Source organism: Fusobacterium sp. DD2, from assembly GCF_018205345.1.
Taxonomy (GTDB): Bacteria; Fusobacteriota; Fusobacteriia; order Fusobacteriales; family Fusobacteriaceae; genus Fusobacterium_A.
Genome location: NZ_JADRHM010000016.1, coordinates 1 through 24569, shown reverse-complemented (window position 1 = coordinate 24569; position 24569 = coordinate 1). Strand labels below are relative to the sequence as shown.

Sequence of the window (24569 nt, the reverse complement as noted above, 5' to 3'; positions counted from 1 at the left end):
CTCCTTCTTTTCTCCCTAGCATGTTGCATTAAATGTAAATTTAGCAAGTCCTCCTAGAGATGTTTCTCTATATTCTTCTTTCATATCCTTACCTGTTTGACCCATAGTAAGTACTACCTGGTCAAAGGTAACTCTGTTTTTTCCATCTGTATACAGACAATATACTGCTGATTCAAGTGCTCTTGATGCTGCAGCTGCGTTTCTTTCAATACATGGAACCTGTACATATCCTCCTACAGGGTCACAAGTCAGTCCTAAGTGGTGTTCAAGTGCCATTTCTGCTGCATATTCTATCTGGTCTAGGCTTCCTCCTAATAGGAAACAAGCCATTGCTGCAGCCATTGAACATGCTGATCCAACTTCAGCCTGACATCCACCTTCAGCTCCTGAAATTGTTGCATTTTCTTTAATAAGGTTACCTATTATTCCTGCTATTGCAAGTCCTTTTAAGATATCCTTTTCATCTATTTCATACTCCTCTTTCATTGCATATAGAAGTCCAGGTATTACTCCACAAGATCCACATGTAGGAGCTGTAACTACTCTTCCTCCACTTCCATTTTCCTCTGCAACTGCAAGTGAGTAAGCAAATATTCTTCCAACAAATCCACTCTTAGTGTGATTTGCTCTTGATTTTCTATAGAATATAGATGCTTTTCTTGGGTATTTAAGTGTTCCTGGAAGTACTCCTGTTGCCACTATACCTCTTTGTACTGCATCTTCCATAGCTTCCCAGATTTGGATAAGATAGTCAAATATTCCCTCTCCTTCACATTCAACTACATATTCCCAAAGCTCTTTCTGGTTCTCATTACACCACTGTTTAATCTGAGACATCTTATTGAAGTTATATACCTTACTTCCACCATGTCTCGCCTGGTTAAGTTCCATTATTGTTCCTCCACCAACTGAGAATACCAGCCATTCATCAATCTTCTTATCGTGCCCATCGTAAGCTCTAAACAACATTCCATTTGGGTGATAAGGGTGAATATACTCAGGTTTCCATATGATCTCTGTAGGTGCAGGGATAAGTGTTTTCTTGATTATCCAGTCTGTTAAGTGCCCTTTACCTGTAAGTGCAAGTGATCCATATAGCTCAACTTCAAATCTTACAGCATCTGGATTTTTCTCCTTAAATCTTCTAGCTGCTCTTTCTGGTCCCATTGTATGGGAACTCGATGGTCCATTTCCAATCTTAAATAATTCCTTTAACGTATCCATATACTACCTCCACTTTTATTTTATATACCTCAATATTTTCTCCAACCCTATAGAAAATAATAAAGACGCAATAAATACAAACCCTCCACCTAGAGGGATAAACCACACTGGACTTGGATAGATGCCTAAAAGCCATCTTATCACAAAGGTTAGCACAGTTATAATCATAGCGTGAACCAGATATACATTAAATGTGTGTCCAGCTAGGTTTTTAAAATTGTAGCCAAATTTTAAATTGTTAAAAGTGAAATAGAGCAAAAAAGCTCCTCCTGCCACAAAAGGCAGGTTATAGTTATAGACTATCACAGATTTTGTATATTGCATAGCAACACACATACTTCCCAGGGATAAAAATGTACCTGCCAGTCCCCAATTCCGGCTAACCTTTACATCTTTTAATGAGTATCCCAGGATAAAATAGCCTATATAGTTTAAAAATCTGAAATAGTTAAAGTACCAGAAATATTTAAGATACCTCAACATATCATCTCTCTCATAAAATCTGATTTTTATAAGTAGCTCCTGTGTCGCCACAAGAATTATTCCAAATATTAAAAATGTATAACCTAATTTTCTAAAATTCTCCTCTCCTATTTTAAAGCGTAGCCTTATAAGGAAAGGTGTTAGAAGGTAAAGACCTATGCACATATAAAGGTACCACATATGATAGTATGGTGCTCCTTCATAAAATGCCTTTACTGGTAACCACCAGTTTTTATCTCCCTTTATATAAATCTGTAAATAGAAAAATCCAAAATACACTACACTCCATATAAGAGTGGGAATATATATCTTTTTCCATACCTTTTTATAATATTCTTTATAATCAATATTACCTTGATCCCAAAGAGCATACCGTCCACTTATTATTACAAATAGGGGTACTGCTACTCTGCACATTGAGTCATATATATTTGCCCAGGTAAAATAACTTCCACCTATCTCCATATAGTCAACTATATAGTCAGATGCCAAATGGATTATTATCACCATAAAGCATGCAAGGACTCTCAATCCATCTATATTATTCTCTCTTTTCATCAAAACTCCCTGAGTTTATAAAAAAGAAAGAGTGGAGAAAGCTTTCACTCTCCCAGCTTTTTCCACTCTATAACAGTTATTGTCTAATTTGTCCTTTGTATTCTTTTGCAATTAGAGCAAGAACTTTTTCAATTACTCCATTGATCTCTTTTTCATCAAGTGTCTTAGTTTTATTTCTAAGTACAATGCTTATAGCTGCTGATTTCTTATCTGCATCTATCTTCTCACCTTGATATACGTCAAATATATCAACTTTTTCAATTAGAGGTGATACTCTTTTTATTGCATCTACCATATCTCCAACAAGTACATCTCTATCAAGAACGATAGCTAAGTCTCTTGTTACTTCTGGATATTTAACAATGCTTTCATATTTTATAGTTTTCTTTCTGTATTTAGCAAGTTTTGCAAGATTTAACTCTGCAATATACACTCTTTCTCTTTTGATTTCCATTTTTTCCTGAACGTCTGGGTGGATCTCTCCAAATACTCCAACTACATCATTTCCAATAGAGATCTCTGCACTTCTTCCTGGGTGGAAGTTAGCATCAGTTGTTCTAGAAAGTCTGTATCTTGCTATTCCAAGGAAGTCCATTACCTTTTCAACATATCCTTTTATTGTGTAGAAATCATATGATTCTGGTTTTGGATTCCATAGAGTTCTTTCTGGTCTTCCAGCAAGTCCTATACAGATTCTTAACTCTTCATTTGCAAGTTTTTCTCCAGGTGTGAATATTCTAGATACTTCTGCAAGTCTTAAATCAAATTGGTTTCTGTTTATGTTGTCTCTTATATTTGCAAGTAAGCTCCACATAAGTGTTGGTCTTAATATAGCCATATCTTCACTTAATGGGTTGCTTATATTGATAACTGGGTCCTTTATATTTAAGATTTCCACTGCATTTCTAGGAATAAATGAGTAGTTTACTACCTCTTGTAATCCTATCTCTCTTATGATTTTCTTAGCTTCATCAGTTAATTCAACATTTGGTTCTCTTGTTCCAGCTTGAATATTTTCTACTGGCATAATAGCTTCAATATTGTCAAATCCATACATTCTGATAATCTCTTCATAGATATCTGCAGTTCTTGTAAGGTCTCCTCTAAATGAAGGTGGTGTTACTATTATAGTATCCTGAGATAGTTTTTTAATTCCTAATCCAAGGTTACTTAATATCTTACCAACTACATCTTCAGATATTTCCTTTCCAACGAATTTGTTTAATTTTTCAAAGCTTAAAGGAATTTCGAATTTTTGAGGTTTTTCAACATATCTGTCAATAGCTCCGTCAAGAACCTCTCCACCAGCTATTTCAACAATTAGAGCTACAGCTCTGTCACTTGCTTCTGCTACTCCCTCAGGGTCCATTCCTCTTTCATTTCTGTATGAAGATTCAGTAGTAACACCTAATCTTCTGGCAGTTTTTCTTATATTTGAAGGCTCAAAATTTGCTACTTCAAGGAATATATTCTTAGTTTCAGAAGTGATCTCTGTTTCCACTCCTCCTATGATTCCTGCTATTGCAATAGCCTTGTCATCATTAGCTATAACTAACTCTTCGTTATTTAATTCTCTTTCAACACCATCAAGTGTAGTTATCTTTTCTCCAGGTGTTGCACTTCTTACTACAACGCTTCCATTTTCAACTTTATCAAGGTCAAAAGCATGCATTGGTTGGTTGTATTCAAACATTACGAAGTTTGTAATATCCACTATGTTGTTAATAGGGTGCATTCCCATAGCTCTAATTCTCTTCTTTAGCCATTCAGGAGATTCTCCAACTTTAACATTAGTGATTACTCTACCTCTATATCTTTTACATCTCTCTTTATCTTCAACTGTTACTTTAGCGTATTTTGTAGTTGATTCAATAGTCTCTGTAAAGTTTGCTACTGGGTATTTTACCTTTCTTCCATAGTATGCAGCAATTTCTCTTGCTATTCCTATGTGAGATAGGCAGTCAGGTCTATTTGGTGTTATTTCAAGTTCGAATATAACATCGTCAAGTCCTGCATATTTTCTATACTCTTCTCCAACTGGAGCATCTTCAGGAAGGATAATTATTCCATCTGCATCTTCTCCAAGTCCTAATTCTACTTCTGAGCAAAGCATTCCAAAAGATTCAACATCTCTTATCTTGCTTTTTTTGATTTTGAAATCTCCAGGAAGTACTGCACCAATAGTTGCAACTACTACCTTATCTCCTAATTTGTGGTTAGGTGCTCCACATACGATTTGTAATGGTTCATCCTTTCCAACATTTACTTTAAGTAGTGTAAGTCTATCTGAATTTGGGTGTTTTCCATATTCAACTATCTGTCCTACTACTACATTATCAAGATCTTTACCTTGAATATCTATAGCTTCAACCTCTTGACCAATCATAGTCAAGGCGTTATCTAGCTCTTTTAAATTCTCTTTTATATCTACGTACTGTTTTAACCAGTCTAAAGAAATTAACATTATTCTCCTCCAGAATTACTTAAATTGTTTTAAAAATCTTACATCATTTTCAAAGAAAGCTCTTAAGTCATTTATTCCATGTCTTAGCATAGCTACTCTTTCAATACCCATTCCAAAGGCAAATCCGCTTACTTCATCTGGGTCATAGCCTACTGCTTTTAATACTTCAGGGTCAACCATTCCGCATCCCATGATCTCTACCCAACCGCTATCTTTACACATTCTGCATCCTTTTCCCTTACATACAGCACATTGAATATCCACTTCTGCTGATGGTTCTGTAAATGGGAAGAAGTGAGGTCTGAATCTTACCTCTGTATCTCCGAATATTTTCTTTAATGATTGTGTAAGTATTGCTTTAAAGTTAGCAAATGATATATTTTCTCCTACCATTAACCCTTCCATTTGGTGGAACATAGGTGTGTGTGATATATCGTAGTCAGGTCTATATACTTTACCTGGACATATCATTCTAAATGGTGGTTTGTGTTTTTGCATATATCTGATTTGAACTGGAGATGTTTGAGTTCTTAATACAACATCTTCATTTATATAGAATGTATCTGTAATATCTCTTGATGGGTGAGTCTCAGGAATATTAAGTGCATCAAAGTTCAATGCTACCTCTTCTACTTCTGGACCATCTGCAATATCAAATCCCATTTCAATAAATATCTCTTTCATAAAATCCATAGTCTCTGTAATAGGGTGTGTAGTACCTAGTACATTTCTTTTTCCTGGAAGAGTGATATCAATTACCTCTTGTGCCAGTCTTTCATTTTTTTCTTTCTCTTTAAGTTCAGCATTTTTCTCATCTAATGCTTTGCTTATAAATTCTCTTGTTTCATTAACAAGTTGCCCCATAGCTGGTCTATCCTCAGGAGCTACATCTCTCATTCCTTTAGAGATTTCTGTAAGTGCTCCTTTTTTACCAAGCAACTTTACTCTGATTTCATCTAATTGTTGTAAAGACTCTGCCTTAGATATACTAAGTCCCGCAGTATCTCTTAACTGTGCTACCTTCTCTTTCATTTTTCCTCCCTAATTTAAGGCTTTTATTTCAAACTTTAATTATAAACGTTTTCATGGTTGGTTATAAGCATCTGTGCTGAAACTCAAATCCATTTTTATCTATATATAAAATACCATACTCTCCATCCCTAACAGCCCCTGGATTGAAGAGGGTAATTCCATCTTCTGTATCTAGATATTGAATATGGGTATGTCCAAATACAACAATATCGCAACCTAAGACCTTAGCTCTCTCCCTAATAGAGCCATAATCATATTTTACCCCATATTCATGACCATGAGCCAGAAGGACTTTATGTCCCTCCAGCTCAAGTATCATTTCATCATTATATTTTCTGTCAAATATATCGCAATTGCCTCTTACGATATAGAATTTTGTGTCTGGATATACAAAAGAGAGTTCCTCTCCATCTTTACTGTGATCTCCAGCACATATTACCTGGTCAGGTTTTTCCAGCTCATATATATTCAAAAGTTTCTGAAATCTCATATGAGAATCTGATACAACTAAAATCTTCATCTTTTTATCCTATAAATATAGGAGCCTTACCTTTCTCTAATAATTTCACTCCGTTTTTTCCAACTATTTTTTCAAGGAAATAACTTCTGCTTAGGTTACCCATTATAAATATATCAGGTTCTGATACTTTTTCAAGTACTTCATCATATTTTTTATGGTCAAGTTCCCCTTGGATTACCTCTTTATCATTTTGTTCAAGATACTCTACAAGGTAGTTTTCATCCATCTCTTTACTTATTGTAAATGAGTAGAATTTACTAACCTCTGGGAACATATGGATAAAGTGAGCACAACTTCTGTTAACTTTAACTCCATCGTCATTTCCTATATATACAGTATCGATTTTCTTAAGTGGTTTTTCTCCTACAAGAAGTACAGATTTGTAGTTTCCTTTAAGTATACTTACCTCTCTGTCTCCTAAAATATCATTTTTACCCATAACTAAAAGGTCACAAGTTTTCATATGTTCAGTAACTACTTCAGATATGTTTCCAACATCAAGTGTGAGTTCCTCTTTAAGTCCCTTTTCTTCAAAACACTTTTTAATACTGTCAATCTCAGCCTGTTCTACAGCATTCCATCCCTGTAACATAATAGGTACACGTCCTGCCATAATAAGTCCGTCAGGAGTTGACATAACTTTCTCTCTGTCTACATCTCTAACATAAAGAGCTTCAATTTTAAATCCCAAAGTTCTCTTCAGATAGATAACTGTGTCAATAAGTGCTTTTCTTTCAATTTCGTTTCCAAACAATACTAAGGCTTTTCTCATATAAATCCCCCCACTTATGTGTAATTAATATACGATAAAACTATTCCACTGTTTCCTCTGTTGCCATCTCTTCTTCGTCATCTGAATCGTCTTCGTCATCATCGAAATCATCTTCAGAATCTATATCATCAACGTCGTCAACGATTTCAGCTTCTTCAGCTTTACCATCTAACTCTTCGTCTTCTTCATCTTCAGAGGTTACTCTTGTTATTGAAACTACTTTTTCTTCTTTTCCGTCAACTTTCATGATGATTACACCTTGAGTTGCACGTCCATATAGAACAATATCCTCAACAGCCATTCTGATAACTATTCCAGATGATGTAATAGCCATTAGTTCCTCTCCGTCAAATACGCAAAGTACTGATACTACATCTCCAGTTTTAGCGTTACATCTTAAGTTTATAACACCTTTACCAGTTCTGTTTTGAAGTGGATATTCATCTATTCTTGTTCTCTTACCATATCCATTTTCAGTTATAGTAAGGATTCTTCCGTTCTCAGCATCTTTAATTAGAAGAGCTGATACAACTGAGTCTCCATGTCTTAAAGTAAGTCCTTTAACACCCATAGTATCTCTACCAGTAGGTCTTACATCTTTACATGCAAATCTGATAGAGTATCCATTCTTAGTTGCAAGTAGGATTTCCTCTTCATCTATCTTCTCTATCAGTCCTACATATATTATATCATCATCTTCCTTGATTTTGATAGCTTTAAGACCAGAATTATTTATATTTTTATATTCATCAAGATTTGTCTTCTTAACAAGTCCATTTTTAGTAACAAATATAAGCTCATTTTCCTTAGAGAAATCTCTGGTTCTGATGATAGATCTTATCTTTTCTCCCTCTTCAAGCTTAATTATGTTACTCATCAGTCTTCCTCTAGACTGTTTAGAAGTTTCAGGGATCTCATATACTTTAAGGTTGTATACCTTTCCTTTATCAGTAAATACCATTAAAGTATCGTGGTTTGTTGCAGCCTGAATAGTTTCAACAAAGTCATCTTCAATAGTATTTTGACTTGCTACTCCCTTTCCACCTCTGCGTTGAGCTTTGTATTTGCTAAGCTCCATTCTCTTTACATAACCTTTATTTGTGAAAGTTAGAATTACATCTTCATCCTTAATAAGATCTTCAGGTTTTATCTCAAGTCTTGATTTTTGGATGTCTGTTCTTCTCTCATCACTGTATTTTTCTTTAAGCTCTCTAAGCTCATCTTTCATTATCTCATATATTCTTGAATCATTAGCTAATATCTCTTTTAATTCAGCAATATATTTTTCAATCTCTGCATATTCAGCTTCGATTTTGTCTCTTTCAAGTCCAGTTAATCTTTGAAGTTTCATATCCAGAATTGCTCTAGCTTGAACATCTGTAAATGCATATTTTTCAATCAATTGCTCTCTTGCTTCATTTGCATCTGATGCAGCTCTAATTAGCTCTATAATTCTATCAATGTTATTTAGTGCTATTCTAAATCCTTGTAAAATATGAGCTCTTTTTTCTGCTTTATCCAAGTTGAACTGTGTTCTTCTGGTAATTACTTCAAATCTATGTTTTATATACTCTTGAATTATCTCTTTTAAGTTTAATACCTTTGGTGTGTTGTTAACAAGTGCAAGCATTATGATACCAAAAGTACTTCTAAGTTCTGTATATTTATATAGTTTGTTAAGGATTAGTTCTGGTTCCTCACCTTTTTTAAGTTCAATTACTACTCTTATACCATCTCTATCTGATTCATCTCTTAAATCTGATATTCCAGATACCTTTTTCTCCTTAACTAAGTTTGCTATTCTTTCAATAAGAGTTGATTTATTTAACTGGTAAGGTATTTCTCTTATTATAATATTTATCTTACCGTTTTTCAACTCCTCTATCTCTATTCTACCTCTTACTCTTACCTTTCCTCTTCCTGTAAGGTAAGCATCTTTTATACCCTTCTTACCATCTATTATACCACCTGTAGGGAAATCTGGCCCCTTTATATACTCCATAAGGTCAAGTGGTGTAAGTTCTGGGTTATCTATTAGTGCCAGAGTTCCATCTACTACCTCTCCTAAGTTGTGAGGTGGAATATTTGTTGCCATTCCAACTGCTATTCCTGTTGCCCCATTTATTAATAGGTTTGGAAGTTTTGCAGGTAATACAGTAGGCTCATCCAATGAGTCGTCAAAGTTCTTTCTGAAATCTATTGTATTTTTATCAATATCTTCCATAAGTTCATTTGAGATCTTGGCCATTCTTGCCTCAGTATATCTCATTGCCGCTGCAGAGTCCCCGTCAATTGAACCGAAGTTACCATGTCCTGAAACAAGTGGATATCTGTAGTTGAAATCCTGTGCCATTCTTACCATTGTTCCATATACAGCAGAGTCACCATGTGGGTGGTACTTACCTAGTACTTCCCCGACGATTCTTGCGGATTTTTTATATGGTTTATCAAAAGTCATACCAAGTTCATTCATTGCAAAAAGTATTCTTCTATGTACTGGCTTCATTCCATCTCTTACATCTGGAAGTGCTCTACTTACAATAACACTCATGGAATAATCAAGATATGATTCTTTCATTTCATCTTCTATGTATCTGTTATTTATATTTGACATATTCTCTAACTGCCTTAGCAGTATCCCTCCTCTTCTATTCTTTTACAGGTAACATGCCACCTGAAAGGCATATCTGAATTAGATATCCAGATTTTTTACATACTCAGCGTTTTCTTCAATAAACTCTCTTCTAGGTTCTACCTTGTCTCCCATAAGTTTATCAAATAGCATATCTGCAGCTCTTGCATCATCTATTGATACTCTTAATAGTGTTCTATTTTCAGGGTCCATTGTTGTCTCCCAAAGTTGTTCTGGGTTCATCTCTCCTAGACCTTTATATCTTTGAAGAGTATATCTTTTATTATCCCCTTCAAATTCCTCAGTTACCTCTGCAAGTTCTCTATCTGAATATGCATATTTTATCTGTTTACCATAAGAGATCTTATATAGTGGTGGTTGTGCAATATATACGTTTCCGTTGTAGATTAGTTCCACCATATATCTGTATATGAATGTTAAAAGAAGAGTTCTTATGTGAGCTCCGTCAACGTCAGCGTCTGTCATAAGAATTATCTTTCCATATCTCAATTTAGAAATATCAAAGTTATCTCCAATTCCTGCACCAAAAGCTGTTATCATTGCTCTTACTTCATTATTCTCCAAAGCTCTGTGAAGTCCTGCTTTTTCTACGTTTAATATTTTACCTCTAAGTGGTAATATTGCCTGGTGATATCTGTCTCTTCCCTGTTTTGCTGATCCTCCTGCTGAGTCTCCCTCAACTATATAGATTTCGCATTCATCAGGATTTTTAGATGAACAGTCAGCAAGTTTACCAGGTAGTGATCCTACTTCTAAAGCTGATTTTCTAAGTACAAGTTCTCTTGCTCTTTGAGCAGCTTCTCTTGCTTTTCTTGAGTTTAATATCTTTTCTATTATTATCTTAGTATCTGATGGGTTGTCTTCAAGTACCATTTTTAGTGAGTTTCCTACTACTGTTGATACTATTCCTGTTACCTCAGAGTTACCAAGTTTTGTTTTTGTCTGTCCTTCAAATTGAGGTTGAGCAACTTTTACTGAAACTATTGCTATTATTCCCTCTCTGATATCGTTTCCTTGAAGGTTTTTATCTTTTTCTTTTAGGATTCCCTGGCTCTTTCCTACATCGTTTATAGTTCTTGTCAGAGCTGTTCTAAATCCTTGTACGTGAGTACCACCTTCATGGGTATTGATATTATTTACAAATGAGTACACTATCTCAGATTGATTTACAGTGTATGTAAATGCCACTTCAACAGCTACATTATCTACCTCTCCAACTATGTGAACAGGTTCTTTTATAAGTTTTTCAGTATCCTGAGTTATCTCTTTTAAGAAGTCTGATATTCCTCCTTCAAACTCAAATACCTCTTTCTTAAATGGCTCTTTTCTTGAATCTGTTATTGTTATAACAAGACCTTTATTTAAATAAGCAAGCTCTTTTAATCTGTTTTTTAAAGTATTGTAGTCAAATACAAGTGTTTCAAATATCTCATGGTCAGCTTTAAATCTTACTGTAGTACCATGGTCATCTGTTTCACCTATCTCTTTTACAGGTTCTTCAGGTATACCTCTGTTATATTTTTGGTACCATACTTTACCATTTTTTCTTACTTCTACCTCTGTCCAAAGTGACAGTGCGTTAACTACTGAAATACCAACTCCGTGAAGTCCTCCAGACACCTTATAGTTGTTATTTTCAAATTTACCTCCTGCGTGAAGTACTGTAAGTACTATTTCCAGGGCTGATTTTTTATATTTAGGGTGGATATCAATAGGAATTCCTCTTCCGTTATCCACTACCTCTATAACGTTGTCTGGAAGTATATTTACTTCAATGTGGGTACAAAAACCTGCAAGAGCTTCGTCAACAGAGTTGTCAACTACCTCCCACACAAGGTGGTGTAGACCTCTTTCAGATGTAGTACCTATATACATTCCCGGTCTTTTTCTTACTGCTTCCAATCCTTCCAATACCGTAATATCTTCTGCTTGATAATTATTACTCACTCTTTATACCTCCAACTATGCTAAAAAATTCTTTTCCTCTGTTCATAAGTGTCTGGGTTCCATAGGAGGTAATATATATCTCCTCATCTGTAATCACAACACTTTTCCTACCTTTTTGAGAGAGGTCTATGACCTCTTTTTTCCCAATCTCTTTTTCCCAAAATTCCTGATTTGACTTCCCAGTTATCTGCTCATAATCAATAATAAGGACTACTTTTTCATTGGGGATTAACTTGTCCCCTTCAAGATAAAGGTACATCACTCCATACCTCTTCTTCTATATTCTCTATCTTTTTTCTCTTCAATACACACTTTGCAGAATTCCTCTCCATCTTCACTTTCAAATATCATTCCGCAGCATTTGCACTTTTTATATCCATGAGACAGGAGATACTTCTCTCTATCTATTGCAAGTCTTCTTAAGTAATCTATCTTCTTTAAAATCCCTGCTTCAGACATATCCTCATTTTCAACTAGTCTATGCCCCTCTTCAAATGAGATCTCCTGAGAATCTTCCTTACTCTTTTTATCTTCATTTTTTAAAGCTGTTTCTGCCTTTACTGGTTTTTCCTTTTTACTGTCTGCTTTCAGCTCTTCATCTTTTCTAGGAACGGCATTTCTTGCACCACTTTTATCCTCTGTATCCAGATACTCATATCTGTTTTCATTGAGCTGTCCAGTTCTTATAACCAGGTCTTTTACTACTTCTGCATTGAAATAGTTATTTATAGTTTCAATTATCTGATTTTTTTTCATATTAAAATGTTGAGCAAATATAGGCCCCTCAACTATAAGGTTTAATACTCCATCCTTTATAAATTCAGGCTGAGATTTTGCTGCAAACTTACCTACTATCTTAGTCCATTCAGCTTTTAGCACTCCCTCTTTCAACCTTCTGCTCTTATTTATTCCATTTACAACTGCATCTTTTACACTAGTCAAGTTGTTTTCCATATTCTATCTCACCACTTTCCACATAGAAATTTTTAGAGTCTATTCCCAGACCCCCTGTTGAACTTAACAAAACCTGAATATTACGTTTTTCCAAATAGTTCAAAACACTGTTTTTCCTATTTGTATCAAAATATGATGAGATATCATCAATTACAAGGACTGGATTCTCTCTTTTAGCCCTTATAACCATATCTATCTCTGAAAGCTTAAGTGAAAATACTATAGATTTTTTCTCACCCTGTGAGGCTGTTGATTTTGCCTCATGACCATTTAGGACAAATAGAAAATCATCCTTCTGTGGTCCGCACAGTGAAAATCCATACCTTTTCTCCATAAAAAATCTCTTCTTTATCCGCTCTCTTAAAAGTTCTTCAATCTCCTCTACACTCTGCTTTTTAAGCTCTCCTAATTCAGAATAATAGGTAAGATTAAGTTCTTTTTTATCATCGAAAAGCTTACGATAATTGAGATTTAAAATTATGGATATTTTGCTCACATATTCAAGACGTGCTGCAATGACCTTGGCTCCATAGTGTATAAACTGCTCTTCATATATGGCAAATTCCTGGTTTTTAGTATTCTGCTCCTTAAGATACTTATTTCTTATCTTAAGTATCTTATTATATGCTCTTAAATCTGCAAAATATTCAGGACTTGTCTGGGCAATCTCTCCGTCAAAAAAAGTTCTCCTCACTGATGGAGAACCTGTTATCAATACAATATCCTCTGGAATATATGTCACAACATTCAATTTCCCATAAAACTCATCATATGCAACTTTTTTATCATTATAGCAGTACTCTTTTTTTCCATTTACAAATTTCACAGTCAAGGTTTTTCTACCTATCATGTCTTCATAAACTACATAAACTCCAGTCTTAGAGGTACCATACTTTATCATTTCAGCTGCTTTACTTGTTCTAAAACTCTGTCCTGTAGCTCCAAAGTATACTGCTTCTAAAAGACTTGTCTTTCCCTGCCCGTTTTTACCCCAAAAAAGATTGAGGTTTGGGAAAAACTTTGTGTTTCCATCATTTAAGTTTCTAAAATTTACATAATTTATCTCTAAAATCTCCAAATCTGCAATTCCCCTTTATCCACTCACATAATGACAGACTATTTAACTAGAAATTCTTTACCTCCAGCTTCCACCTTGTCACCAGGGTAAAGTTTCTTCCCTCTTCTTAATTCAACCTCTCCGTTTACTTTTACATTTCCATCTGTGATAAAGTACTTTGCATCTACTCCTGTATCACATATTCCAGTCCATTTTAAAAACTGGTCAAGCTTTATAAACTCAGTTGATATTTTTACCTCTTCCATCTCATTTCTCCTTAGTTAATATATTTAAAATTCTCTGTTAATTTTCATATTTTTGAATTTTGCTTATTCTTTATTGTATCATAATGTTAAAGATTTTTAAATCTGTTTTATCAACTTTACTCTCTCCCAAGCCTATATTTTTATAGTTTTTTCCATTACTTGCCAACAGTATATATTGACTCTCTAGGATATTTTTCCCAAAAGGAATATGATATATGTATCAGGAGGCCACCTGGAAAAATAATAAGGAGGTAACGCATATGTCAGTTGAAACAGTTGTAAACAAGGAAATCCAAAAGCTCACTAACTCTATTAAAAGGGAAGACTCACTTAAGAACCAGGTTGAGAACTACAAAGCACTTTTAGACCACATTAAGGAGCTTCAGGAAGCCTCTAAACCTCTCCCAGAAGATGTAACATTTGCTGATTATGACGAATGGTTAACTTACACTGAAAAGAAAATGAAATCAAGAGAAGGATCTATTAAGACTTTAGCTAAAAACAAAAAACTTCTTGTAGCACTGGAATATTACATTGAACACAACTCAAAAGAAGAATAAAAAAGTTAAAATGAGGAGGATTTTTTCCTCCTTTTTTTATCCTCAATATCTCAAATCATGTGGTATAATCAGAGTAAGGATTATTTATTCAGGAGGGGATTAAATGTATAGATTTACTTATGATATTCCTACTAAAGTATTTTTTGGGGGAAATCAACTTTCTAAATTAGGACCAGAACTTAAAAAATTCGGAAAACGTGTTTTACTTTGCTATGGTGGAGGGTCTATCAAAAGAAATGGACTTTACGATAAAGTTGTAGCAGAGATAAAAAATGCAGGACTTGAACTTTTTGAATTAAGTGGAATAGAACCAAACCCACGTGTTACAACTGTAAATCGTGGTGCTCAAATATGTAAAGATGAAAAGATAGATGTATTACTTGCTGTTGGTGGTGGATCTGTTATTGACTGTACAAAATTTGTAGGAGCTGGAGCTTACTATGATGGAGATGCATGGGACCTTGTAGATAGAAAAGCACCTATTGAAAGATGTCTGCCAATAGTTTCAATACTTACTCTTGCAGCTACTGGATCTGAAATGGATGACAGTGGAGTTATCACTAATCTTGAAACAAATGACAAGATAGGAACTGCTGCTAAATGCTTAAGACCTAGTGTTTCTTTCTTAGATCCTGCAAATACATACACTGTATCACCTTATCAGACTGCCTGTGGTTCTGCAGATATCTTCTCTCACATAATAGAAACATATTTCAATGCAGAAGGAAGTATGTTTATGCTGGATAAGATTATGGAAGGTCTTATGAAAACTGTTGTAAAATACGCTCCTATAGCTATGAAAGATCCTACTAATGAAGAAGCAAGAGCTAACCTTATGTGGACTTCTTCTTGGGCAATCAACGACTTTATAGCTCTATGTGAACACAACACTTGGAGCTGTCACCCAATGGAACATCAGCTTTCAGCTTACTATGATATCACTCATGGTCTTGGACTTGCTATACTTACTCCTCGTTGGATGAAGTATGTACTTGATGAAACTACTGCTGAAAGATTTAGAAACTTTGCTGTAGCAGTATTTGATATAGATCCAAAACTTGATAACATGACAGCTGCTAAAAAAGGAATTGAAGCTGTTGAACACTTCCTATTTAAAGAACTTGGATTAAAGAGTACTCTAACAGAGGTTGGAATAGATAGAACTCACTTTGCTGCAATGGCTGATAAAGCTTGTACTGCTAAGGGAGATACTATTGTAAGAGGATATAAACATCTCACTCCAGAAGATGTAGAGAAAATCTACGAGATGTGTCTGTAAAATAAAAAGGGAGCCTGTTGCATTTTGTAATGCAACTGCTCCCTTATATTTTTTCTATCAGATAGATAACTAACTCTCTAACTGTACTTAATATCTCCTCTGTTTCCTGTTGGGTAATATCATTTCGCTCTAAAGTTCTCTTATTTTTTATATCCATACTATGTACGATTTGATTTCGTCTTGAATTAAGACCAGCTAAATATGAAAAAAATTCACTATATTCTTTTCCGCTATCCTTACAGTATTCTTCAAACATATCCCTGTCTGTAACAAAACTTAAAGCTTCCAAAGTCTTTTTAGGATTAATATAACTTATTGTATCATTTTGAAAAGAAACTCCTCTAAGCAACCAAGATAATGGTTTTTCTGGTTCATTTATAGCTTCCTGTAATGTACGCATTGAAACTTTAAAAAAATCATATTGCCTGCTCTTTTCAGCAACACCTTCATATATGTCTACCATTTTATACCTTACAATCTCATGAATTGTATAATCATATAGACTCATTAGAAGAGAAATTTGCATTCTACATATCTCCATAACATCTTGAATATTTCTATCTTGTAGTTTTTTTATTATATCCAAGTTTTCTACAAAGCTTTCTTTCAAATCATTTCGCCATGTTTTATAATTTACTCTTATATCTTTTTGACTTTTAGTATTTTGAAATCTTTCAGGAGAACTAAGTTTTCTAGCCACGGACATCAATCCAAGTATTTTTTGAAGGTATTCTGTTGTATTTTCCCTGAAGATACTCTCTTTCAATATTATCAGTAGTTCTTACTCCTGTGACATCTGCTAAAGAATAGAGTTCAGTTGAATAACCTCTTTCTAATGTTCTTTCAGCAAACCAGATTTCATCTCTTCTTAAAAGTTGTAAATCTAAAACTGTTGGCAAATGAGTTGTAAATACTAATTGAGAATTATATTTATTTATATCTCTATTTTGAAACAATTTAATAATGGCTTTTACGATAAGTGGATGCAGTCCTGTTTCTATCTCATCAATAACTATTATTTTCTTACTTGTTAATCCATGATAAAGTAGTGGAAAAATCTGATAAATCTTCTGTATTCCATTAGATTCAGCATCTAAATCCAAAGAGTATTTTTCTCCAGCAATATTATAAACTGTTTTTACATCAGTAGCTGTCAAGTTAGGTTGCTCTTTTTTTACAAATTTAATAAAATCCCTTACTTCTTCTGGTGCATTTTCAATATTAACTTCAATATTTTTAACCTCTATATCCACTATTTCCATATCTAGATATTGTATCAACAATTTTAAAAACTCTCTTGCTTTTTCATCTTCAATAAGTAATTTACTAGTTGCTTTTTCAAATTCAAAAGCTGGAATTCCACAATCTTTTTGATAGTAAAGCATCCCATTTTTGAAGAATTCATATATAGCTGTTATTTCAGATTGATTAGCAGCCCAATGAGCTATCGTTGATAAAAGTAACTTATTATTATGAGTCTTTTCTACATATTCTTCAAGCTCTCCATAATTAGTTCCAAAGGTATAGCTTTCATCTCCAACCTCTTTATCAAAAATCTTAGTTGGTTTTTGTGTATTAAATACATAAAGATATTCCTCTGTAATCTCCTTGTTATTATGAGAAAAACCATAGGTATATCTCTTCTCTTTTATAGTGAATGTAATTTCAAATTTTGAATCCTCATTTTTTTTGTTAGAAAATTTAAAAGGATGATAAAAAGGAATTCCTTCAAAAGGATCAAAAATTGGAGACATAGTCACCATATCAAAAATATGCTTCAATCCCTTTAACACATTAGTTTTTCCTGATGCATTTTTTCCATAAATAGCAACAACAGGAATAACCTCAAATCCAGCTGTTCCAATTGTACATTCTATATTTTCTTTCTTTTTATCTGCTACAAAGGATACCCTTTGACGCTCTTTTATTGATAAATTATTTTCTATATCATATTGTAACAGCATCTTTTACCTCCATTTATTTTATATATATATGCAACATAGGTTGCAACCTATATTTATTATATACTATTTTTTATATTTTGCAAATATTTCAACTATTTTATTAATTATAATATATATTTTTAATATTATTTTTATTATTTTAGTTATTTTTTATCAACAACAGTTTTTATACCACAAAAAAAGAGCTATACAGCTCTATGAATTACACATAAAGAGAGTATAGCTCTTAATTTTAAGTAGTTCTTATTTGTTTTTTAGGATATCTCTTATTTCAGTTAATAAAACCTCTTCTTTTGATGGTGCTGGAGCTGGTTTAGCTTCCTCTTCCTTCTTAACTAAAGAGTTCATAACCTTAATCATTATAAAGATACATAGACATATAATTACAAAATCCACAATATTTTGTAAGAACATTCCGTATTTTACAACTACAGGTTCTGCACCATCTGTTCCTGATTTTATTGTAACTGCAAGTTTAGAAATATCGATTTTTCCTGTACCGATTCCTATTATTGGAAGTAATACGTCGTTAACAAGACTTGTAACTATCTTTCCAAATGCTCCCCCAATAATAACTCCAACTGCCATATCTAGCACGTTTCCACGAAGTGCGAATTTCTTAAATTCTTGAAAAAATCCCATATAATACCTCACCTTATAATATTATTTTAGAATATCACGAGATTGACCTCAAATATTCACTACTTATATTATACCATATTTATTTACTTTGCAATATATTTTATTTATTTTGTAATCTTTTATTTAAAATTTCAGCCTGTTTTTCATATCCTTTTTTACCAAGTAGTGCAAACATATTAGCTTTGTATGATTCAACACCTGGTTGGTTAAATGGATTTACACCTAGCATATATCCACTGATTCCACATGCTTTTTCAAAGAAGTAGAACAGGTATCCTAAGTGGAAAGGTGTCACTTCAGGTACTCTTACTACTAGATTTGGTACTCCACCATCTACGTGAGCAAGAAGAGTTCCTTCAGAAGCTTTTTTGTTGACAAAATCCATTCCTTTTCCTGCTAAATAGTTAAGACCATCTAAGTCTACATCTTCACTTTCAATAATTACATCTGTTTCAGGTTTTTCTATAAGAATAGCAGTTTCAAATAGCTCTCTTCTTCCATCCTGAATATATTGTCCCATTGAGTGTAAATCTGTTGAGAAGTCTGCAGCAGCTGGGAATAATCCTTTTCCATCTTTACCTTCAGATTCTCCAAATAGTTGTTTCCACCATTCTCCAACATAGTGTAATCTTGGTTCATAGTTGATTAACATCTCTATTGATTTACCTTTTCTATTTAAAATGTTTCTGATAGCAGCATATTTGTAGCAGTCATTTTCTTCAAATGGTGCCATATAATCATTTTGAGCCTCTCTAGCCCCTGCCATAAGCTCATCTATATCTATTCCTGCACAAGCTATTGGAAGTAATCCAACTGGTGTTAAAACAGAGAATCTTCCTCCTACATCATCAGGTATAACGAATGTTTCGTATCCTTCTTCATCAGCAAGTTTTTTAAGTGCTCCTTTTGCCTTGTCAGTAGTTGCAAATATTCTTGTTCTTGCTTCCTCTTTACCGTATTTTGCTTCTAAGTGTTTTCTAAGTACTCTAAATGCTATTGCAGGCTCTGTTGTAGTTCCTGATTTAGAGATGATGTTGATAGAGTAATCTTTTCCATCAAGAACATCTAAAAGGTGTTTTAAATATGATCCTGAAATATTATTTCCTACATAGAAAATTTGAGCCCCTTTTCTCTTATCCTTTGGTAGGTTGTTATAGAAAGTGTGTGATAAAAATTCTATAGCAGCTCTAGCTCCTAAATAAGATCCTCCTATTCCTACTACTAAAAGAATATCTGAATCTCTTTTAATCTTTTCTGCTGCAGCTTTAATTCTTATGAATTCTTCTTTATCATAGTTAGTTGGAAGTTCAATCCATCCTAAGTAATCATTTCCTGCACCGTTCTTTTCAATTAAGAATTTTTCAGCAGTTAATACTTGATCCTTCATAAAAGCTAGTTCTTCTTCTCTTACATACCCAATTGCTTTAGAATAATCAAATGACAGTTTTTTCATTATGATTCCTCCCTATTTAAATTAATTTTTATCTTCAAGAGCTTCCACTCTCTTTTTTAGCTCAGTTATTGTCTTTTCATTCTCTGTTACTCTTGCTCTTAATAGCTCTATTGTCTCATTAGTTGTATTCAATCTGTTGTTAAATGTACTTGCATCAAAACCTATCTTATTAAGTTCCTGTGAAAATTCCAACATCAATGATTCAAGAATTTTAAGATCCTCTTTATTCGCCTTAGTAAGATCTACGTAATCCATAGCACGGGCAAGTGTATATGCAAAATCATATCTTGAAAGTGGCTGATTTCCATCAAACTTAAACCTGTTATCTGTTAAAATTCCCTTTTCTGCAAGAGAATGTATAGATGAATAAGCCCAGTGATCACGGCTAACATCTTCATAAGTTACTTCTGCAAAAGCTGAACCAAATATCAGCATAAATAATAGAATTATATACTTCAACATATACTCCCCCTATGTGGTCATCTTATTTTTAAGTATATCACATCTATAGTATTTTATCTATATAACTTTGATTTTTTTAGAGTATAAAAAAAGAACCTCAGCCCTTAAATACTGAGGTTCTAACAGGTTTTATTTTAACTTTTCACGACTCTTAATTGTTCCATATTTATTAACAGTTAAAATCTCTCCTTTAGTATAACTATTAGGTGCTGTGTAGATTTTTTTAGGTTGCCCTTCTTTAAATCTTTCTAATACTACATTCACCTCTTTAAATTTACGAGGATAATATTCATACTCTTTTATCATAAATGGCTGGTCATCTTTATAGTAGATAATTGTTTTCAAATCTCCACCCCAGTCATATTTTCTGTACTCAATCTCCTCTACTTTTTCACCATCTTTAAATCTCATTACTTCAGAGATATCCCCATTTCCATTTCTCTTTACAGCTACTCCAGTGAATTTTTTAAAGTCTTCTGAGATAACATCAATATATTTATCACCATAACTACGTCTTAATCTGAAGTTAAAACTGACTGGATCTCCATCTTTAGTTATTACTTCACTTAAAGGTGGTACTGTTGCCTGTTTTCCATATCCCTTTTCAAAGTCCATAGCATTAAATTCACATAGAGACATTATCTGATCAAAATTAAAGAGATAAAGCTCCTTCTTACTCAGCTTATAATCTGGATTTTCAGTGACCTTTTTCATCAGATCCCCACTGATTTTCTGGTACTCTTTATCAATCTTATTAAGTTCTTCTATAGCTTTTTTATCATGAAGTACTATCCCTTTATATGCCAATTCAAGCTTTGCTTTGTTAGTTGGGTATTTCTCTTTGCCACATCCTGCTAAAAGTGACAACAATAGTAGCGGTACTAATATTTTTTTCATTACTCATCACCTCTTGCAAGAATAAGTGCCAAATCAAAGGCTGCAATTAATGCACCTATAAACAGTGCTAAAAACATATAAGATTTACCAACAGCAACTCCAGCAACAGGGAAATATCTTCCCATTTCCACATCAAATACCAGCATAAAGGCAAAGAATAACAGTATAGATATTACATCTGCAGCTTTTGTATAAAATTTGCTTTTCAAAGTTCCTGTATACAATGAAAATGCACCAGAACAAATTACCAGAACATACATAAAGGCCATAATAGCTTTAAATGTATAAAATGGCATTCCAATATCACCTTTTACAGTTGAAAATAGCCCCATATACTGAGTTCCTCCACCAAAAAAGTCCTTTGCAGATGCAAGTGGCAGAAATACAGACAGTATAAAGAGTATTCCTGTTACAAATGGTAATGATCCCAGATTATTTACCTTCTCAAGTTTCTCAATATTATCAAGTTTTTTAAATACCTTATTAACTGTTTCTCCAACTGCTTTTGCTGTTTCTTCAATTTTTTCCTTACCTGACACTGGTTCTTTTCTCTCAGTCATCTTCAATCCTTCTGGGATTACTATAGCTACTAAGTCAAGTTCCACTCCAGGCTTTTTAAACTTCAGTGCTTCATCATAAGTAACTGGATATACAAGCTCTTTATCAGCCTCTTTTATCTCATTTAAGTGGATATTCAACATCTTTCCACATACACTTTTTATTCTTTCAGGACTGTCAACCATAGACACAAGACCTGGAAAATCAGGATATCTAACTTCGTACAGTCCATCTTCTATCTTTTTTACAGCTATTACAAATTTAGCTTCAACCAAGACAATCACTCCCCATCAATTTTATCTAGATCTTCTTTGCTGTCTAACCTGCTTTACTGGTTCTACTTTTGTTTCAACTGGTGCTGATTTAGCAGCTGGTGCAGCATTTACTCTTGTCTGTTTCTTAGGTGCTGGTTTTGATACTGCTTTAGCAGGTTTTGCTGGAGCTTTTCTAGGCTCAGAACTTCCTAGGAAATGCCCTCTTTCATAGATAGTTGTTATAGCACCTTTTTCATTAACTTGAAGAGCTGGTGGCACTGGTTCAGACCATCTTCCATTTAAAAACTCTCTACTGTTATCTCCTATAAAGAAATGTGTCTTCTTAACATCTGTCATTCTACCCTGTTCATTATAGATTGGTATTTGTACTTCCACATCTATTGTTTCACTTCTGTTATTTGTTACATATCCTTTTATTTCCATTACAATATATGTCTGATTACCACTTGTCTCACTTGATACCTCTAATCTATAGTCCTGAAAAGAAACTCCATTGACATTTGGAGCTTTTAAATTTATTGTCTTATGGACATTTCCTGTCAACGCTGTAAGTGTATCTGATATCCCTGTCAGCATATCATCCAGGTTGGTACATCCTACCAGAATAAACATAAAACACATCATTAAAAACCCTGTTATCTTTTTCATAATAAACTTCCCCCTATACTATTTTCTTACTCCATTTTCATACTTATAGCTCTCAGTTTTTCCATCTGCATATATGTATTTGGCATCTCCATCAATTACGCCATCCTTATAGTTGTATTCTTCCTTATCCCCATTTGAAAAGTAGTATGTTGCCTTTCCAACGAGTTTATCCTTATCATAGTTGCTCTCTTCTCTATCTCCATTTGAAAAGTAAAGAGTACATTTTCCCTGACGTATTCCTTTTTTGTAAGTGTATACATCCTTCTCTCCATTTCCATATACCACTGTTACTTCTCCATCAAGTTTTCCATCTTTTTCAAGTCCTGTAGTAGTTGATACAAGTTTTCCATTTTCAAGTGATGTTATTACAACAACTCCTGATTCTTTGTACTCTTTCTTCCCAACTACATTCCCCTTGTCATCCTTTACATCCTCACTCTTTACAACTTTATCCTCTGGTTTTGGGATATAAGCTTCAAGACCTAAAGATTTAAATTCCTTTTCAACATCCAGTGGAACATACTTCTCTGCCTCGATATTTGGCTCTACAGTTGTAGAAAATCTGTTCTTTGGAACGTCTTTTTTTTCAGATTTGCCTAAATATCTTTCAAGTGCTTCCTGATTTGCCCTTCTCTCCCTGTTGACTGCATATAATCCCTGTAAATAGAAACAGCCTGAAATAACAAAAGCAATTGCAAAAGCACCTATAATGCCAAATGCTAATTTTCCCTGCTCTTTCATAACTTTCCCCCTTTTTCAGTTTTTTACTTTTTTGATAGTTCCATTATATCACTTTTCCATCACAATTCATATACATTAAATTGAATTAGTATAGTTTAAATAAAAAAATAGGCTATTGCAAGTCCATAAAAATCAAATTTTTAAGATATAAATTTTTTTCAATATCAAAAATTCTATTTTTACACTTTTAGAAATGCAACAGCCTCATATTTAACTTTTTTATATAAATTCAAAAAATAAAAAAATGTCCTTTTTTCAAAGGACATTAAGGTTTCAATATATTATAATAAATGGCTGGGCTGGCTGGATTCGAACCAACGCATAACGGAGTCAAAGTCCGTTGCCTTACCGCTTGGCGACAGCCCAACAACGCACTTATATTACCATATATTTGATATGTTGTCAACAACTTTTTTTAAATTTATATTCCGTCTTCCTCTTCAACAAGGAGATTCATCTCATGCCAGTTGTAATATTCACGCATTTTATAAGGGATAGTATTGTGTTTATAAGCAAGAGCTGCCATCTCATCAGGTTCAACTAAATACACAACCTGATGCTCTTCAAAATCATCAGATATCATATCCTGATACTCCATATATTTTCCATTTGCTTTCATCTCTGCAATTATCTCTTTAAGTTCTTTTTCACTTAATCTTTCCATATTCCCCTCCTATAATCTTTACTTTTTTAATCAACTATATTTTACCATACTTTTCATTTTTTTCAATATTTATTTTTTCAAGTAACCTATAGTATACAGTGATTAAACATATGTATACGAACAATAATAAAATACCATATTTAGAGCTTTTTATTGGATTTTAACTCTTCTATAGCTAAATTATCTTATTTTTTTCCTATAGTTAATATCTGTCAATATCACTTCTCTTACCTTTTATCTCTTAAAAAGATAGAATATATGTGTAAGAGGTGATTGCTTATGCCACGAGATTTTATCAAAGAATTTTTAAAGAAGTATTTGAATCCAAATATTTTAGAGAAAATCCTCATCTTTTCTATCCATGCTCTTATAAAAAAGAGTGGTACAAAAGTTGACGATGAAATCTTCAGAATCATCTTTTCAAAAGACTTCCTCCATAATAACTCCCATGAAAAAGAGTGAGGTAAAACCTCACTCCTTTTTATATCTATTTAAC

The 24569-nt window shown here is 33.5% G+C and carries 24 protein-coding genes and 1 tRNA gene; 2 read left to right on the top strand and 23 right to left on the bottom strand.

The annotated features are described in order from the left end of the window. Positions 1-15: 15 nt before the first annotated feature. The 12 genes from IX290_RS04035 to yaaA all read right to left on the bottom strand — a co-directional run bounded on the left by IX290_RS04035 (position 16) and on the right by yaaA (position 13930). A complete protein-coding gene (locus IX290_RS04035; RefSeq protein WP_211491933.1) occupies positions 16-1224 on the bottom strand; it encodes an L-serine ammonia-lyase in 1209 nt (402 codons plus the stop codon). 15 nt (positions 1225-1239) lie between these two features. Next, positions 1240-2265, bottom strand: a complete 1026-nt coding sequence (locus IX290_RS04030) for an acyltransferase family protein (protein WP_211491932.1) — start codon at positions 2263-2265, stop codon at positions 1240-1242. Positions 2266-2341: 76 nt separating this feature from the next. Beyond that, a complete protein-coding gene (gene pheT, locus IX290_RS04025; protein WP_211491931.1) occupies positions 2342-4729 on the bottom strand; it encodes a phenylalanine--tRNA ligase subunit beta in 2388 nt (795 codons plus the stop codon). A 15-nt stretch (positions 4730-4744) separates the two neighbouring features. Beyond that, positions 4745-5761: a phenylalanine--tRNA ligase subunit alpha gene (gene pheS, locus IX290_RS04020; RefSeq protein ID WP_211491930.1), complete on the bottom strand. Its 1017-nt coding sequence runs from the start codon at positions 5759-5761 to the stop codon at positions 4745-4747. A gap of 61 nt (positions 5762-5822) precedes the next feature. Continuing rightward, positions 5823-6281 (bottom strand): metallophosphoesterase, encoded by a 459-nt coding sequence (locus tag IX290_RS04015; protein ID WP_211491929.1) that lies wholly within the window; start codon positions 6279-6281, stop codon positions 5823-5825. 4 nt (positions 6282-6285) lie between these two features. Then, a complete protein-coding gene (locus IX290_RS04010; RefSeq protein WP_211491928.1) occupies positions 6286-7053 on the bottom strand; it encodes a hypothetical protein in 768 nt (255 codons plus the stop codon). Positions 7054-7093: 40 nt separating this feature from the next. Continuing rightward, entirely contained in the window at positions 7094-9667 is a 2574-nt protein-coding gene (gene gyrA, locus IX290_RS04005; protein WP_211491927.1) for a DNA gyrase subunit A, read from the bottom strand. 78 nt (positions 9668-9745) lie between these two features. Further along, positions 9746-11653, bottom strand: a complete 1908-nt coding sequence (gyrB, locus tag IX290_RS04000) for a DNA topoisomerase (ATP-hydrolyzing) subunit B (RefSeq protein ID WP_211491926.1) — start codon at positions 11651-11653, stop codon at positions 9746-9748. Next, positions 11646-11912, bottom strand: a complete 267-nt coding sequence (locus IX290_RS03995) for an extracellular matrix regulator RemB (RefSeq protein WP_211491949.1) — start codon at positions 11910-11912, stop codon at positions 11646-11648. The genes gyrB and IX290_RS03995 overlap by 8 nt, the downstream gene beginning before the upstream one ends. Continuing rightward, a complete protein-coding gene (locus IX290_RS03990) occupies positions 11912-12607 on the bottom strand; it encodes a DUF721 domain-containing protein (RefSeq protein ID WP_211491925.1) in 696 nt (231 codons plus the stop codon). Before IX290_RS03990 ends, IX290_RS03995 begins: the two co-directional genes overlap by 1 nt. Beyond that, positions 12588-13685 (bottom strand): DNA replication and repair protein RecF, encoded by a 1098-nt coding sequence (recF, locus tag IX290_RS03985; protein ID WP_211491924.1) that lies wholly within the window; start codon positions 13683-13685, stop codon positions 12588-12590. Before recF ends, IX290_RS03990 begins: the two co-directional genes overlap by 20 nt. Before the next feature lie 38 nt (positions 13686-13723). Next, positions 13724-13930, bottom strand: a complete 207-nt coding sequence (gene yaaA, locus IX290_RS03980; protein WP_211491923.1) for a S4 domain-containing protein YaaA — start codon at positions 13928-13930, stop codon at positions 13724-13726. Between the two features lie 260 nt (positions 13931-14190). Between yaaA and IX290_RS03975 the strand changes: the two genes are divergently transcribed. Then, positions 14191-14490, top strand: a complete 300-nt coding sequence (locus tag IX290_RS03975) for a hypothetical protein (protein ID WP_211491922.1) — start codon at positions 14191-14193, stop codon at positions 14488-14490. 103 nt (positions 14491-14593) lie between these two features. Beyond that, complete coding sequence (locus tag IX290_RS03970; protein WP_211491921.1) at positions 14594-15769, top strand: iron-containing alcohol dehydrogenase; 1176 nt, start codon at positions 14594-14596, stop codon at positions 15767-15769. Positions 15770-15812: 43 nt separating this feature from the next. On the opposite strand, the gene IX290_RS03965 is transcribed toward IX290_RS03970, so the two are convergent. The 11 genes from IX290_RS03965 to IX290_RS03915 all read right to left on the bottom strand — a co-directional run bounded on the left by IX290_RS03965 (position 15813) and on the right by IX290_RS03915 (position 24073). Then, entirely contained in the window at positions 15813-16469 is a 657-nt protein-coding gene (locus tag IX290_RS03965; RefSeq protein ID WP_211491920.1) for a HEPN domain-containing protein, read from the bottom strand. Then, complete coding sequence (locus tag IX290_RS03960; RefSeq protein WP_211491919.1) at positions 16462-17733, bottom strand: ATP-binding protein; 1272 nt, start codon at positions 17731-17733, stop codon at positions 16462-16464. The genes IX290_RS03965 and IX290_RS03960 overlap by 8 nt, the downstream gene beginning before the upstream one ends. A gap of 243 nt (positions 17734-17976) precedes the next feature. Beyond that, positions 17977-18375 carry a large-conductance mechanosensitive channel protein MscL gene (gene mscL, locus IX290_RS03955; RefSeq protein WP_211491918.1) on the bottom strand — a complete coding sequence of 133 codons (399 nt, stop codon included), beginning with the start codon at positions 18373-18375 and terminating at the stop codon, positions 17977-17979. A 100-nt stretch (positions 18376-18475) separates the two neighbouring features. Further along, on the bottom strand, positions 18476-19828 hold the full coding sequence (locus IX290_RS03950) for a glucose-6-phosphate isomerase (protein ID WP_211491917.1): 1353 nt from the start codon (positions 19826-19828) through the stop codon (positions 18476-18478). A gap of 21 nt (positions 19829-19849) precedes the next feature. Continuing rightward, on the bottom strand, positions 19850-20290 hold the full coding sequence (locus tag IX290_RS03945; protein ID WP_249168845.1) for an S-layer homology domain-containing protein: 441 nt from the start codon (positions 20288-20290) through the stop codon (positions 19850-19852). A 129-nt stretch (positions 20291-20419) separates the two neighbouring features. Next, a complete protein-coding gene (locus tag IX290_RS03940) occupies positions 20420-21187 on the bottom strand; it encodes a hypothetical protein (RefSeq protein WP_211491916.1) in 768 nt (255 codons plus the stop codon). Beyond that, positions 21187-22020: a hypothetical protein gene (locus IX290_RS03935; protein WP_211491915.1), complete on the bottom strand. Its 834-nt coding sequence runs from the start codon at positions 22018-22020 to the stop codon at positions 21187-21189. Before IX290_RS03935 ends, IX290_RS03940 begins: the two co-directional genes overlap by 1 nt. Before the next feature lie 21 nt (positions 22021-22041). Next, on the bottom strand, positions 22042-22668 hold the full coding sequence (locus IX290_RS03930) for a hypothetical protein (protein ID WP_211491914.1): 627 nt from the start codon (positions 22666-22668) through the stop codon (positions 22042-22044). Between the two features lie 18 nt (positions 22669-22686). Continuing rightward, entirely contained in the window at positions 22687-23409 is a 723-nt protein-coding gene (locus IX290_RS03925; RefSeq protein WP_211491913.1) for a hypothetical protein, read from the bottom strand. Positions 23410-23700: 291 nt separating this feature from the next. Beyond that, positions 23701-23775: transfer RNA gene (locus tag IX290_RS03920), tRNA-Gln, on the bottom strand. Positions 23776-23830: 55 nt separating this feature from the next. Beyond that, complete coding sequence (locus IX290_RS03915; protein WP_211491912.1) at positions 23831-24073, bottom strand: hypothetical protein; 243 nt, start codon at positions 24071-24073, stop codon at positions 23831-23833. Between the last annotated feature and the right edge of the window lie 496 nt (positions 24074-24569).

Coding starts and splice junctions, on each gene's coding strand:
- IX290_RS03940 (WP_211491916.1), bottom strand. CDS start 21,187: ATGAAAAAAATATTAGTACCGCTACTATTGTTGTCACTTTTAGCAGGA.
- IX290_RS03925 (WP_211491913.1), bottom strand. CDS start 23,409: ATGAAAGAGCAGGGAAAATTAGCATTTGGCATTATAGGTGCTTTTGCA.
- pheS (WP_211491930.1), bottom strand. CDS start 5,761: ATGAAAGAGAAGGTAGCACAGTTAAGAGATACTGCGGGACTTAGTATA.
- IX290_RS03975 (WP_211491922.1), top strand. CDS start 14,191: ATGTCAGTTGAAACAGTTGTAAACAAGGAAATCCAAAAGCTCACTAAC.
- IX290_RS03970 (WP_211491921.1), top strand. CDS start 14,594: ATGTATAGATTTACTTATGATATTCCTACTAAAGTATTTTTTGGGGGA.
- IX290_RS03995 (WP_211491949.1), bottom strand. CDS start 11,912: ATGTACCTTTATCTTGAAGGGGACAAGTTAATCCCCAATGAAAAAGTA.
- IX290_RS04010 (WP_211491928.1), bottom strand. CDS start 7,053: ATGAGAAAAGCCTTAGTATTGTTTGGAAACGAAATTGAAAGAAAAGCA.
- mscL (WP_211491918.1), bottom strand. CDS start 18,375: ATGGGATTTTTTCAAGAATTTAAGAAATTCGCACTTCGTGGAAACGTG.
- IX290_RS04035 (WP_211491933.1), bottom strand. CDS start 1,224: ATGGATACGTTAAAGGAATTATTTAAGATTGGAAATGGACCATCGAGT.
- IX290_RS03950 (WP_211491917.1), bottom strand. CDS start 19,828: ATGAAAAAACTGTCATTTGATTATTCTAAAGCAATTGGGTATGTAAGA.
- IX290_RS04015 (WP_211491929.1), bottom strand. CDS start 6,281: ATGAAGATTTTAGTTGTATCAGATTCTCATATGAGATTTCAGAAACTT.
- yaaA (WP_211491923.1), bottom strand. CDS start 13,930: ATGGAAGAGGTAAAAATATCAACTGAGTTTATAAAGCTTGACCAGTTT.
- IX290_RS03990 (WP_211491925.1), bottom strand. CDS start 12,607: ATGGAAAACAACTTGACTAGTGTAAAAGATGCAGTTGTAAATGGAATA.
- IX290_RS03960 (WP_211491919.1), bottom strand. CDS start 17,733: ATGCTGTTACAATATGATATAGAAAATAATTTATCAATAAAAGAGCGT.
- gyrA (WP_211491927.1), bottom strand. CDS start 9,667: ATGTCAAATATAAATAACAGATACATAGAAGATGAAATGAAAGAATCA.
- pheT (WP_211491931.1), bottom strand. CDS start 4,729: ATGTTAATTTCTTTAGACTGGTTAAAACAGTACGTAGATATAAAAGAG.
- IX290_RS03930 (WP_211491914.1), bottom strand. CDS start 22,668: ATGAAAAAGATAACAGGGTTTTTAATGATGTGTTTTATGTTTATTCTG.
- IX290_RS03945 (WP_249168845.1), bottom strand. CDS start 20,290: ATGTTGAAGTATATAATTCTATTATTTATGCTGATATTTGGTTCAGCT.
- IX290_RS04030 (WP_211491932.1), bottom strand. CDS start 2,265: ATGAAAAGAGAGAATAATATAGATGGATTGAGAGTCCTTGCATGCTTT.
- IX290_RS03915 (WP_211491912.1), bottom strand. CDS start 24,073: ATGGAAAGATTAAGTGAAAAAGAACTTAAAGAGATAATTGCAGAGATG.